This window comes from Polaribacter sp. MED152 (assembly GCF_000152945.2).
Taxonomy (GTDB): domain Bacteria; phylum Bacteroidota; class Bacteroidia; order Flavobacteriales; family Flavobacteriaceae; genus Polaribacter.
This window is the reverse complement of the sequence record NC_020830.1, coordinates 324,644-337,536: the sequence shown is the minus strand read 5'-3', so window position 1 is coordinate 337,536 and position 12,893 is coordinate 324,644. Positions and strand designations below refer to the sequence as shown.

11 protein-coding genes are annotated in these 12,893 nt (G+C 30.9%); 7 read left to right on the top strand and 4 right to left on the bottom strand.

Annotated features, from left to right (window positions below; genetic code table 11):
• Nucleotides 1-1,860, bottom strand: a complete 1,860-nt coding sequence (locus MED152_RS01570) for a DNA topoisomerase IV subunit B (RefSeq protein WP_015480092.1) — start codon at nucleotides 1,858-1,860, stop codon at nucleotides 1-3.
• 266 nt (nucleotides 1,861-2,126) lie between these two features.
• Here MED152_RS01570 and lysA point away from each other — a divergent pair, with 266 nt between their 5' ends.
• The 6 genes from lysA (at nucleotide 2,127) to MED152_RS01540 (ending at nucleotide 9,389) form a co-directional block, all read left to right on the top strand.
• Nucleotides 2,127-3,371, top strand: coding sequence for a diaminopimelate decarboxylase (gene lysA, locus MED152_RS01565; RefSeq protein ID WP_015480091.1), 1,245 nt, complete (start codon nucleotides 2,127-2,129; stop codon nucleotides 3,369-3,371).
• 91 nt (nucleotides 3,372-3,462) lie between these two features.
• Complete coding sequence (locus MED152_RS01560; protein ID WP_015480090.1) at nucleotides 3,463-4,074, top strand: fumarylacetoacetate hydrolase family protein; 612 nt, start codon at nucleotides 3,463-3,465, stop codon at nucleotides 4,072-4,074.
• A gap of 12 nt (nucleotides 4,075-4,086) precedes the next feature.
• The gene (locus MED152_RS01555; protein ID WP_015480089.1) at nucleotides 4,087-4,602 is read left to right on the top strand and encodes a GNAT family N-acetyltransferase; all 516 of its coding nucleotides are present in this window, start codon (nucleotides 4,087-4,089) and stop codon (nucleotides 4,600-4,602) included.
• An 83-nt stretch (nucleotides 4,603-4,685) separates the two neighbouring features.
• On the top strand, nucleotides 4,686-6,809 hold the full coding sequence (locus MED152_RS01550) for a Tex family protein (RefSeq protein WP_015480088.1): 2,124 nt from the start codon (nucleotides 4,686-4,688) through the stop codon (nucleotides 6,807-6,809).
• On the top strand, nucleotides 6,809-7,063 hold the full coding sequence (locus MED152_RS01545) for a hypothetical protein (protein WP_015480087.1): 255 nt from the start codon (nucleotides 6,809-6,811) through the stop codon (nucleotides 7,061-7,063). Before MED152_RS01550 ends, MED152_RS01545 begins: the two co-directional genes overlap by 1 nt.
• Nucleotides 7,064-7,073: 10 nt before the next feature.
• Nucleotides 7,074-9,389 carry a type IA DNA topoisomerase gene (locus tag MED152_RS01540; protein ID WP_015480086.1) on the top strand — a complete coding sequence of 772 codons (2,316 nt, stop codon included), beginning with the start codon at nucleotides 7,074-7,076 and terminating at the stop codon, nucleotides 9,387-9,389.
• 125 nt (nucleotides 9,390-9,514) lie between these two features.
• On the opposite strand, the gene MED152_RS01535 is transcribed toward MED152_RS01540, so the two are convergent.
• Both MED152_RS01535 and MED152_RS01530 read right to left on the bottom strand, forming a co-directional pair.
• Nucleotides 9,515-9,736 (bottom strand): VF530 family DNA-binding protein, encoded by a 222-nt coding sequence (locus MED152_RS01535; protein ID WP_015480085.1) that lies wholly within the window; start codon nucleotides 9,734-9,736, stop codon nucleotides 9,515-9,517.
• Nucleotides 9,729-11,351: an aminopeptidase P N-terminal domain-containing protein gene (locus MED152_RS01530; protein ID WP_015480084.1), complete on the bottom strand. Its 1,623-nt coding sequence runs from the start codon at nucleotides 11,349-11,351 to the stop codon at nucleotides 9,729-9,731. Before MED152_RS01530 ends, MED152_RS01535 begins: the two co-directional genes overlap by 8 nt.
• A gap of 132 nt (nucleotides 11,352-11,483) precedes the next feature.
• Here MED152_RS01530 and gcvT point away from each other — a divergent pair, with 132 nt between their 5' ends.
• Complete coding sequence (gene gcvT / locus MED152_RS01525) at nucleotides 11,484-12,569, top strand: glycine cleavage system aminomethyltransferase GcvT (protein ID WP_015480083.1); 1,086 nt, start codon at nucleotides 11,484-11,486, stop codon at nucleotides 12,567-12,569.
• 133 nt (nucleotides 12,570-12,702) lie between these two features.
• Here gcvT and MED152_RS13710 read toward each other — a convergent pair whose 3' ends face one another.
• Nucleotides 12,703-12,876, bottom strand: a complete 174-nt coding sequence (locus tag MED152_RS13710; RefSeq protein WP_015480082.1) for a hypothetical protein — start codon at nucleotides 12,874-12,876, stop codon at nucleotides 12,703-12,705.
• Between the last annotated feature and the right edge of the window lie 17 nt (nucleotides 12,877-12,893).

Below are 12,893 nucleotides of genomic sequence, written 5' to 3'. Positions count from 1 at the left end.
CTAAACTTCCTCTTCTATGTAATCTAATTCAACCTTTAAATTATTGATGATAAATTTTTGTCTGTCTGGTGTATTTTTACCCATATAAAATTGTAACATCTGTTCTATAGACATTTCTTTATCTAACATAACAGGATCTAAACGTATATCGTCACCAATAAAATGTACAAATTCGTTAGGTGATATTTCACCCAAACCTTTAAATCGAGTTATTTCTGGTTTTCCTTTTAACTTTTCTATAGCTTCTCTTTTTTCCTCATCTGAATAACAGTAGAAAGTTTGTTTTTTATTACGAACTCTAAACAGAGGCGTTTCTAAAATATATAGATGCCCTTCTTTAATTAATTCAGGAAAAAACTGAAGAAAAAAGGTAATTAATAACAAACGAATATGCATACCATCAACATCTGCATCTGTTGCAATTACAATGTTATTATATCTTAAATCTTCTAAACCATCTTCTATATTCAAAGCTGCCTGTAAAAGATTAAACTCCTCATTTTCATAAACGATTTTTTTACTTAAACCGTAAGAATTTAATGGTTTACCTTTTAAGCTAAATACAGCTTGCGTATTTACATTCCTGGATTTGGTGATAGAACCTGATGCAGAATCACCCTCTGTAATAAACAAAGTGGTCTCTAAATAATTTTCTTTTTTGATATCGCCCAAATGTATTCTACAATCACGTAATTTTTTGTTATGTAAACTTGCTTTTTTGGCTCTATCTCTAGCTAATTTTCGAATACCTGATAACTCCTTACGTTCCTTTTCTGCTTGAACTATTTTCTTTAAAAGCTTGTCTGCTACTTCTGGATTTTTATGTAAATAATTATCAAGCTTAGTTTTAACAAAATCATTGATATAAGTTCTTACTGTTGGCAACTCACCTCCCATTTCTGTAGAACCCAATTTTGTTTTAGTCTGACTTTCAAAAACTGGCTCCATCACTTTAATGGCAATTGCAGCAATTATAGATTTACGTATATCTGAAGCTTCAAAACTTTTACCATAAAATTCACGTACAGTTTTTACAATAGCTTCTCTAAAAGCAGATTGATGTGTACCACCCTGAGTTGTATGTTGGCCATTTACAAACGAATAGTATTCTTCTGAATACTGTGTTTTACTATGAGTTACAGCAATTTCTATATCATCTCCTTTTAGATGGATGATAGGATACAGCATATCATCTGTATTATTATTATCCTCTAATAAATCTTTTAAACCATTTTTAGAAAAAAACTTTTCGCCATTAAAAATTATGGTTAAACCTGGATTTAGGTACACATAATTTTTAAGCATTTTAGCTACATACTCATTTCTAAATTTGTAGTTTTTGAATATAGTTTCATCTGGAATAAAGGAAACCTTAGTACCTTTTCTACGAGAAGTTTCCTCTAAAAATTCTTCATTCTCTAAATTACCTTGACTAAATTCTGCTGAAGCTGATTTTCCTTCACGAGAAGACTCTACTCTAAAATAAGATGATAGTGCATTTACAGCTTTAGTACCAACTCCGTTTAAACCCACAGATTTTTTAAAGGCTTTAGAATCGTACTTACCACCAGTATTCATTTTAGAAACTACATCTACTACCTTACCTAATGGAATTCCACGTCCATAATCACGAACAGTAACTTTACTGCCATGTATAGAAATTTCGATGGTTTTACCTGCACCCATCACATACTCATCAATAGAGTTGTCTAAAACTTCTTTTACAAGAATATAAATACCATCATCTGCAGAAGAACCATCACCCAATTTTCCAATATACATTCCTGGACGCATTCTAATATGCTCTTTCCAGTCTAATGATCTAATATTATCTTCTGTATATTTTGTTTCTTTACTCATGTAATCGCTTACTATTATTAGGATTGAAGTACTTGCAATATAGGATTAACATCCTAAAAATAAAATACCTAAATTAATTAGTTATTAACAGGATTTCAACGATTTTTTGAGCTAAATATGAGCAAATAAAATTATATAATTGAAGCGAAATTTTCATCAATCAAAACATTAAAAATCACAAAAAAAAACAATATGTTGTATTTTTAAACAAATAGGGCTTGGTGTCTGAATTTAATTACTTTTGAGCCGAATTAAAATGATGAATTGTGGAAAACACTCAACTTATAGAATTAGCAAATAAATACGGAAGCCCTTTGTATGTTTACGATACAGACAAAATTGCTTCTCAATACAATAGATTAACCAACGCATTTAGTAACGTTAAAAATTTAAAATTAAATTACGCTGTTAAAGCTTTATCTAACGTAAATATTTTAAAGTTCTTTAAAAATTTAGGTGCTGGTTTAGATACAGTTTCTTATCAAGAAGTGCAGTTGGGTTTAACTACTGGAATCAATCCTAAAAATATTATTTATACTCCAAATGGTGTTTCTCTTCAGGAAATTGAACAAGTTGCAAAATTAGGTGTACAAATAAATATTGACAACCTATCTATTCTTGAAATTTTTGGACAAAAGCATCCAGAAATTCCAGTTTGTGTTCGTATAAATCCACACATTATGGCTGGAGGAAATTCTAAAATTTCTGTTGGACATATAGATTCTAAATTCGGAATTTCAATTCATCAAGTTCCACACATAAAACGTGTTGTTGAGAATACAGGTATGAATATTAACGGAATTCATATGCATACAGGATCTGATATTCTAGATATTGATACTTTTTTACGTGCTTCAGACATTTTGTTTGATGTTGCTCGTCAATTCAAGAATATCGACTTTATCGATTTTGGAAGCGGATTTAAAGTTCCTTACAAAGAGGGAGACATTTCTACAGACATTGAACAATTAGGTATTCAATTATCAGAAAGATTTAACGAATTCTGTTCAGATTATGGCAAAGACATTACACTAATGTTTGAACCTGGTAAATTTTTAGTGTCAGAAGCAGGAGTCTTCTTAGCTAAAGTAAATGTGGTTAAACAAACTACATCTACAGTTTTTGCTCATGTAGATTCTGGCTTTAATCATCTTGTAAGACCTATGATGTATGATTCTTATCATCATATTACAAACATCTCAAATCCTGAAGGAAGAGATCGTTACTACTCAGTTGTAGGTTATATTTGTGAAACAGACACCTTTGCTTCTAATAGAAGAATTGCAGAAATATCTGAAGAAGATGTACTATGTTTTCATAATGCTGGTGCATACTGCTTTTCTATGGCTTCTAACTACAATTCTCGTTATTTGCCTGCAGAAGTAATGCTTGTAGATGGTAAAGATTACCTTATTCGAAAAAGACAAACCATTCAAGATATTTTAAACAATCAAGAAAATGTAGAACTTCCAACAAAAAAAGAAGTTCAAAAAGCTGAAGTAACAGCCTAACAATAACTATTAATCACTACAAATCCACTAAGAAATCAAAAATTTTAGTGGATATTTTTTTACATTTACTCTCAATAAAATCAACCAAATCATGAAAATTCTAGGTATAGGAAGCAATTACGTTACAGACTTAAAAGACATTCCAGAAAAAAAGAAAGGTAAAAAATTTATTTTCTCAAAACCAGAATCTAGCTTAGCTGTGAATTGTGATGTCCCTTACCCAAGTAGTATAACCAATGAACTAATTTACGAAGTTGAATTGGTTGTAAAAATTGGTAAAGAAGGCAAGAACATTACCAAAGAAGAAGCCAATTCTTACATTTCAGAAATTGCAATTGGTATCGACTACACAGCAAAAGATATCTTAACCAATGCAAGAGAAACAAAACATCCCTGGGAGTTTGCAAAAGGTTTTGATGGAGCAGCACCAATTTCTAGTTTTAAACCAATTACTGATTATGATTTAGCTAACATTGATTTTGACTTAAAAATTAATGGGGAAGAAAAACAAAAGAGCAATACAGCATACATGATTAACAATTTTGCTGATATTATTTCTTTTATTTCTGAATACATGACTTTACAACCAGGAGACTTAATTTTTACAGGAACACCTGCTTTAGGAAAAGGAGAAATTTTTAAAGGTGATCATTTACAATGTTCTGTAAATGGAGAATTATTGCTAGATTTTAAAATGATTTAAATTCATTTACAAATGAAAATTAGACCTTCTACCTTGAATGATGTTGCACAAATTATGGTTATCATCAATGATGCTAAAACCTATTTGGCTTCTCAAAATATTGACCAGTGGCAAAATGGATATCCTAATGCTGAACAAGTAGAAAACGATATTAAAAAAGGTGAAAGTTTTGTGGTTGTGAATGATGATAACACAATTATGGCAACTTCTATGTTTACACTAAGAAAAGAACCTACTTACAAACAAATACTTGAAGGTAACTGGTTAATTTCGGAAGACGAAGTTTATGGAGTAGTTCATAGAATGGCCATTAAAAAAGAGTATAGAAAGTTAGGTTTAGCTACCTTTTTATTTGATGAATTTCATCAACAGCTAAAAAATCAAAACATAAAAAGTTTAAAGATTGATACCCATGAAAATAATATTGGAATGCAATCTTTAATTAAAAAGTTAGGCTATAAATATTGTGGCATTATTTACACAAGCTACAATGCCAAACGTTTGGCTTTTGAGAAGGTTATTTCTTAAAAACTATCAATTTTAAAAATATATTTACATCCTCATAAATTCGGTTTTATGAGGATTTTTTTTTCAATAAACTTAAGTAGCAAATGCAACTACATCAATATATAATTCAACAAACACAACTAAATTCAAAATCTGTAGAAAACACTATTTCATTGTTGAATGAAGATGCTACAATTCCTTTTATCTCAAGATACCGAAAAGAAATGACAGGCAACTTAGATGAAGTGCACATAGGAGAAATTGTAAAGTATAAAGAAGAGTTTGAAGCATTAGAAAAACGTAAAAAAGCCATTTTAAAAGCCTTAGAAGAACAGAATATTTTAACTATAGAACTTACTGAAAAAGTTAATACATCTAAAGATTTAATTGCCTTAGAAGATGTGTACTTACCTTATAAGAAAAAGCGAAAAACCAAAGCAGAAACTGCACGTTTACAAGGCCTAGAACCTTTGGCCAAGATCATAATGAGTCAACGTGTTAATGATTTAGACTATACAGCATCAAAATACATTAAAAATGATGTTAATTCTATAGATGATGCTTTAGAAGGTGCACGTTTTATTATTGCAGAGTGGATTAATGAAAGAACAGATATTCGAAACAATATAAGAAGAGAATTAGAACGTTTTGCAACGATTTCATCTAAAGTGATTAAAGCTAAAAAAGAAGATGAAAAAGCACAAAAATTTAAAGATTATTTTGACTGGAGCGAATCTTTAAACCGAATTCCATCTCACAGATTATTGGCTATTTTAAGAGCTGAAAACGAGGGTTTTATCAGAATTAAAATAGAAGTAGATTCAGAAAGATTATTGCAAAGAATTGAAAATAGAATTATTCGTTCCCAAAATGAGTGTGCAGCACAAATTGAGTTGGCAATTAAAGATGCATACAAAAGATTATTGTTCCCTTCTTTAGCTAACGAAGCTTTATCAAATGCCAAAGAAAAAGCAGATGAAAGTGCCATTTTAGTTTTTGCTAAAAACTTAAAGCAATTGCTTTTAGGCGCTCCTTTAGGAGAAAAAAGAGTTTTAGCAATAGATCCAGGTTTTAGATCGGGTTGCAAAGTGGTCTGTTTAAATTCGCAAGGTGATTTAGAACATAATGAGACTATTTTTCCTCATGAACCTCAAAATAAAAAACTAGAAGCCATCAAGAAAATTAGTTTTTTGGTTGAAGCTCATAAAATTGAAGCCATTGCAATTGGTAATGGAACTGCTTCTAGAGAAACTGAGCAGTTTATAAAAAAGATACAGTTTAAAAATCCTGTAGATATTTTTGTAATTAGTGAAGCTGGTGCTTCAATTTATTCTGCTTCCAAAATCGCGAGAGAAGAATTCCCTAATTACGATGTTACAGTTCGTGGTTCTGTTTCTATTGGTAGACGTTTACAAGATCCTTTGGCTGAATTGGTTAAAATTGATGCAAAATCGATTGGAGTTGGCCAATATCAGCATGATGTAGATCAGACTAAACTTAAAAAATCGTTAGATAATACAGTTGAAAGTTGTGTGAACACAGTTGGTGTAAATATTAATACTGCAAGTGAATCTTTATTAAGTTACGTTTCTGGAATAGGGCCCAGATTGGCTGAAAATATTATAAAATATCGAAATGAAAATGGTGCTTTTATTTCCAGAAATGATATTAAAAAAGTACCAAGATTAGGTGGTAAAGCCTTTGAACAAGCTGCTGGTTTCTTAAGAATCAAACATGGTAAAAATCCTTTAGACAATTCTGCTGTGCATCCTGAAAGTTATTTTTTAGTCGATAAAATGGCCAAGGATATGAATAAAAAAGTAGAAGAAATTATTGGTAATAAAGAATTGATTCAGCAAATTAAACTAGAAAAGTATATTACTGAAAGTATTGGTTTACTTACACTCAAAGATATTGTCAACGAATTAGAAAAACCAGGTTTAGATCCAAGAGCAAAAACCAAGGTATTTTCTTTTGACAAAAATATCAAAACCATTGCTGATTTAAGAATTGGTCAACTCTTACCAGGTATTGTAAATAATATTACCAACTTTGGATGCTTTGTAGATATAGGCATTAAAGAAAGCGGTTTAATTCACGTTTCCAATTTATCTGATAGTTATGTAAAAGATGTGAATACAATTGTGGCTTTACGACAACAAATAGTAGTGAAGGTTTTAGAGGTAGATGTTCATCGCAAAAGAATTCAATTGGCTTTGGTTAAATAATGGATTTAGAAAAAAGAAATAGAAATAAAAGAAAATTAGAACCTTTGACATTTGTGGAGAAAATACCATTCTTCTTGTTTCCTTTTGGTTTTGGCTCAGACTTATTCCCAATGAAAGATATGAATGATTCTGAAATAGAACGTTTTAAAAAATATGGTTTTGATAAAAAGTTGGAAGATGCAATAAAAGCAAAACAATTAGGAATCATTTTTTACTTAATAATACCTTTAATTTTATTAATTTCGACTCTTTAATTTATAAATATTGAAAGTCTGTATAGCCGAAAAACCAAGTGTAGCAAGAGAGATTGCTAATATTCTAGGAGCCAAAACAAAATGTGATGGTTTTTATGAAGGTAATGGTTATGCTGTAACTTACACCTTTGGTCATTTATGTACGCTTTTAGAACCTAAAGATTATAAACCACATTGGAAAAGTTGGGATTTGAACAACTTACCCATGTTACCTGAACGTTTTGACACGAAAGTTACAGGTGATTCTGGAATAAAAAAACAGTTTAACATTGTTAAATCTTTATTTGAAAAAGCAGATGTTGTTATCAATTGTGGTGATGCAGGAACTGAAGGAGAACTCATACAAAGATGGGTTATCAATCAATGTAATTACAAAGGTAAAGTGCAACGTTTATGGATTTCATCCTTAACTGAGGAAGCTATAAAAGATGGTTTTAATAACTTAGAATCTGCAGACAAATATGATAATTTGTATTATGCAGGGTATTCTAGAGCTATAGGTGATTGGCTTTTAGGTTTAAATGCTACACGTTTGTACACTGTAAAATTTGGAGGTTACAAACAAGTGCTATCTGTAGGTAGAGTGCAAACTCCTACCCTAGCAATGTTAGTGAATAGGTATCATGAAATTCAGAATTTTAAACCACAACCTTATTGGGAGCTGCAAACTACTTATAGAAATACGCTTTTTAATTATGAAGATGGTCGTTTTCTAAAAAAGGAAGATGGTCAAGTATTGGCAGACAAAGTTGCTCAATCTGATTTTGAAATTGTTTCGGTTACTAAAAAGAAAGGAAAAGAGTACGCTCCTAAACTTTTCGACTTAACAGGTTTACAAGTATATTGTAATAATAAATTTGGTTTTTCTGCAGATGAAACTCTAAAAATTGTGCAGAAGTTATACGAAATGAAAGTAGTAACATACCCAAGAGTGGATACTACTTTTTTACCTAATGATTTATACCCAAAAATTCACGGAATTTTATCAAAATTATCCAATTATAGCGAGCTGACTCAACCTCTTTTAGGTAAGAAAATAAAGAAAACCAAACGTGTTTTTGACGACAAAAAGGTAACCGATCATCATGCTATTATTCCAACAGGAATTCAAGGCAATTTGCAATACAATCAGCAACAAGTTTATGATATTATTACCAAAAGGTTTATAGCTGTTTTTTATCCAGATTCTGATGTATCTAATACTTCAGTAATGGGCAAAGCTGCAGAAGTGCCTTTTAAAACTACTGGTAAAGAAATTATTAATAAAGGTTGGCGAGTTGTTTTTGAAACCAAAGAATCTTCGATCAAAAAAGAATTGAATGCAGCTGCTACTTTACCTTCATTTCTTAAAGGTGAAAAGGGTAAACATGAGCCTTCTTTTTTAGAAAAAGAAACAAAACCACCAAGAAATTTTACAGAGGCAAGTTTACTAAGAGCCATGGAAACTGCAGGCAAACAGGTAGATGATGATGAAATGCGTGAGCTGATGAAAGAAAATGGAATTGGTAGACCATCTACAAGAGCCAGTATTATAGAAACTCTATTTAGAAGAAAATACATAGAACGTAAAAAGAAATTAGTTTTACCAACACAAACTGGTATTGATCTAATTAACATTATCGATAATGAACTATTAAAATCTGCTGAATTAACTGGTAGATGGGAAAAACGTTTAAAAGAAATTGAACGTGGTGAGTTTAATGCAGGAACATTCATTAACAATATGAAAAAAATGGTTGATGAATTGGTCTATGAAGTGCGTTCTAATAAAGTTAAAAAAAGAATTTCTTCAGAAACTCAAAAAGCTACTTTACCTGCAGCCAAGACTAAAAGCAAACCAAAAAAGCAAGTTATAGGCAAAACCTGCCCAAAATGTAAACAAGGTAAGCTATTGAAAGGGTCTTCTGCTTATGGTTGTTCCGAATACAAAAACAATTGCGATTTTAAAATTCCGTTTGTTATTTATGATAAAAAAGTGTCTGAAAACCAAATTATAAGGCTTATAAATAAAGGTTGTACAACCAATCTTAAAGGTTTTGTTTTAAATGATGAAAAAGTTGAAGGCTTAATTCGTTTTGATGATAGTTTTAACCTAAAACTTGAACCTAAGATAAAACCTGTAGCTACTACTCAAACAACTGCAAATAAAGATGCAATTTCATGCCCAAAATGTAAGGAAGGAACTGTTTTAAAAGGTAAATCTGCTTATGGCTGTTCTAACTACAAATCTGGTTGTGATTTTGTGTTTACCTTCGAAAACATAAAAAAAATCGCCAATGGTAAACCATTGACGAAAGAATTAGTTTTAAAAATTATATCTAGCTAAAGATTAATGCTAAATGTTTGTAAATACGTTTAGCCCAGATTGAACGGTTTGTTTGAGCTCTTTTTAAGCTGAACTTATTCAGCTTAAAAAAGCGAGTAGTGAAAGCTGGAAATAGCTTCTAAAAATTAATCAATCATATTTTTTAGATAAAACTTTTCTACTTTTTCTCTGGCCCAAGGTGTGGTTCTTAAAAATTTTAAAGAAGATTTATAAGTAGGATTGTTCTTAAATGCATTAATATTTAAAGCATAACCCAATTCTTCCCAACCATATTCTAAATACAATTCTTCTAGAATTGTAGCCAATTTTATACCATGCAATGGATTATTTGGTTGCTCTTTACTCATCTAAATTGGGTAGTATAAATTCATCTAAAACAGACTTTTTAGCCATCATTGCTTCTATAGCTTCTGTAGTTCTTGGTGCTTCTCCAGACAAATTAACTGGCCCGTTTTTGGTTACTAAAATATCATCTTCTATACGTATACCAATTCCCCACCATTTTTTATCACAAGGACTACCATCAGGAATGTAAATTCCAGGCTCCATAGTAACAATCATATTTTCTTCGAACGTATTGTAGTTTCCTGGATCATGCACATCTAAACCTATGTGATGCGAAGTTCCATGAGGAAAATAGTTGTGTCTTTCATCTACCGATTTAATAATACCTAGTTTAAATAAGCCCTCATTTACAATTTTTCTGGCTGCTTGATTTGGTGCACTCATTTTTGCACCAATAGTATACAAGGCAATACCTGCTTCTTGCGCTTCGTAAACCAAATCATAAATTTGTTTTTGTTCTTCAGTAAACTTTCCATTAGCAGGAATTGTACGTGTTACATCTGCTGTAAAACCTCTATACTCTGCACCAAGATCCATCAAAACTAAATCGTTACCAACCTTGGTTTTATTATTTTCTATATAATGTAAAATACAACCATTATTACCTGCACCTACAATAGACGGATATCCTTCATACTCAGCACCATATTTTTTATACACAAATTCATGAATACCTTGTAACTCAGTTTCAGACATGTGTGGTTTCATAGCTTTCATAACCTCTATTTGACCAACTGCTGATATTCTAATAGCTTTTGTTAATAACTTAACTTCTTCTTGAGTCTTAACTTCACGCATTGTAGCTAGAGTTCCTGGTAAAAAATTTAAATCAATATTCGTACTTGGTTTTAAAGCCAAAGAAATTTTTTGTTGTACTTCTTTTCTTACTGCATCAGTTTCTGCAGATTTGTAAGCCTTTAATAATTCATCATTCTTAATATCTTCAGATCTTGTTGCCAAGCGATCTATAATATTGATAACGTTAGCACTACTCTCTACAGGAGCTTGTGCAATATTACTGTACACATATTCTTTCATTCTAGATAAATAAGCATCAGGATTGTACTCAGCCTTGATTTTAAATGATTTAACTAAATCAAAAATATCTGCGCCACTTAAATTTCTATAATCATCATTAAATTTTTCTATGTAAACTTTATCAAACCCTTTAAAGTTGATATCTGAGTTTAAAAATTCTGATGCATTAAAAGCCATATCAAAGCCTAATTCATTTTTAGCGCCTTCAATTCCTAAACGTTTTCCATTCCATTGTTCTGCTCTGGCATCTCGCTTTTGTACATATAATATTTCGTTATAAGTATTACCTTCAGCATCTGTTTGATTTTCGGAAAACAAGACCAATACTCCATTTGGTTCTCTATAACCTGTTAAATAGTAAAAATTAGGATCTTGATGAAACACATAATCTACATCATTGGCTCTGTTTCTTAAAGGATTTGCAAACACAACAGCCACTGAGTTTTTAGGCATTTTAGAACGTAGAACTTCTCTTCGATTTTTATGGAAATCTTTAGACAAAAAATCTGCTGGAGCTTGAGAAAATGCGTCTAATGAAAAAGCGACACATAGTATGATGAATATTTTAAAAACCTTCATTAAATAATATTTATTGGTTACAGTCTCAAATGTAAGATTAATTCTTTTTTAAGTACAAATATTAACACAAATTTAGTGCTTGGTTATTGCTGATTTTTCAATAATTTAGCCAAAAATTAAAGAAATCTACAAATGAAAAATATTGCTTTACATCAAGTTCATGAGAAATTGGGAGCAAAAATGGTGCCTTTTGCTGGCTTTAACATGCCAGTTCAATACGAAGGCGTAACTGCAGAACACTTAACTGTAAGAGAATCTGTGGGAGTTTTTGACGTAAGTCATATGGGTGAATTTTTAGTGTCTGGAGAGAATGCTTTAGCCTTAATACAAAAGGTTACTTCTAATGATGCTTCTAAATTAGAAATTGGTGATGCACAATACAGTTGTTTCCCAAACACAGAAAACGGAATTGTAGATGATTTAATTTGTTATAGAATTAAAGAAGATCAATATTTATTAGTTGTTAATGCTTCTAATATTGAGAAGGATTGGAATTGGATTTCTAAGTACAATGAAGAATTTGGTGCTGATTTAAGAGATTTATCTGATGATTATTCTTTGTTAGCCATTCAAGGGCCTAAAGCTGTAGAAGCAATGCAATCGCTTTCTTCTTTAGATTTGGCTGATATACCTTTCTACAAATTTAAAGTAGGTGATTTTGCTGGTATAGAACATGTAATAATTTCTGCAACTGGCTACACAGGTTCAGGTGGATTTGAAATTTATTGTAAAAACTCAGAAGTAGAACAAATTTGGAATCGTGTATTTTTAGCTGGAGCTGAATTTGGAATTAAACCAATTGGTTTAGCTGCTAGAGATACTTTACGTTTAGAGATGGGATATTGTTTATATGGAAATGATATAGATGATACCACTTCTCCTATAGAGGCTGGTTTAGGTTGGATTACAAAGTTTACTAAAGATTTTGTAAACTCTGAAGCTTTAGCAAAACAAAAAGAAGAAAAACCATCAAGAAAATTGGTTGCTTTTATACTAAATGAAAGAGGTATACCAAGACAAGGTTATGATATTGTAGATGATGAAGGTGCTAAGATTGGTAATGTTACTTCTGGAACTATGAGTCCAAATTTGAGTAAAGGTATTGGTTTAGGATATGTACCAACAGCATCTTCAAAAGTAGGTTCACAAATTTTAATTCAAATTCGTAAGAAAGCAATTCCTGCTACTGTTGTTAAACTTCCTTTTTACAAAAAGTAAAAACTTACTAAAATATAAGAATGACAAAACCTCAATAACTAGGGATCATTGAGGTTTTGATACTTAATAATAAGTAGGGGTAGTGCTATCAAACACTACTTGTGTTTCCACAAGCATTCTATTTCGAAAATCTTTAATGTTTATTTATTAGTAATTCGTTCTTAAGTTCTCTATTTTCTTTAGCTTTTTCTAAAAGCGTATTTGCTCCTGCAAAAATTAAAAAGAATACTAGAGTTGACATTGCATATTTCAACAACCCAAAAACGAAAGTATTTAACAGAATAACTTTAAATAAAAGAAACATCATAATTGTACGTTTTAACA

Bases quoted from the DNA above. Each gene is read 5' to 3' on its own strand.
- MED152_RS01570 (WP_015480092.1), bottom strand. From the start codon at position 1,860: ATGAGTAAAGAAACAAAATATACAGAAGATAATATTAGATCATTAGAC.
- MED152_RS01560 (WP_015480090.1), top strand. From the start codon at position 3,463: ATGAAAATTCTAGGTATAGGAAGCAATTACGTTACAGACTTAAAAGAC.
- MED152_RS01555 (WP_015480089.1), top strand. From the start codon at position 4,087: ATGAAAATTAGACCTTCTACCTTGAATGATGTTGCACAAATTATGGTT.
- MED152_RS01550 (WP_015480088.1), top strand. From the start codon at position 4,686: ATGCAACTACATCAATATATAATTCAACAAACACAACTAAATTCAAAA.
- MED152_RS01545 (WP_015480087.1), top strand. From the start codon at position 6,809: ATGGATTTAGAAAAAAGAAATAGAAATAAAAGAAAATTAGAACCTTTG.
- MED152_RS01535 (WP_015480085.1), bottom strand. From the start codon at position 9,736: ATGAGTAAAGAGCAACCAAATAATCCATTGCATGGTATAAAATTGGCT.
- MED152_RS01530 (WP_015480084.1), bottom strand. From the start codon at position 11,351: ATGAAGGTTTTTAAAATATTCATCATACTATGTGTCGCTTTTTCATTA.
- gcvT (WP_015480083.1), top strand. From the start codon at position 11,484: ATGAAAAATATTGCTTTACATCAAGTTCATGAGAAATTGGGAGCAAAA.
- MED152_RS13710 (WP_015480082.1), bottom strand. From the start codon at position 12,876: ATGATGTTTCTTTTATTTAAAGTTATTCTGTTAAATACTTTCGTTTTT.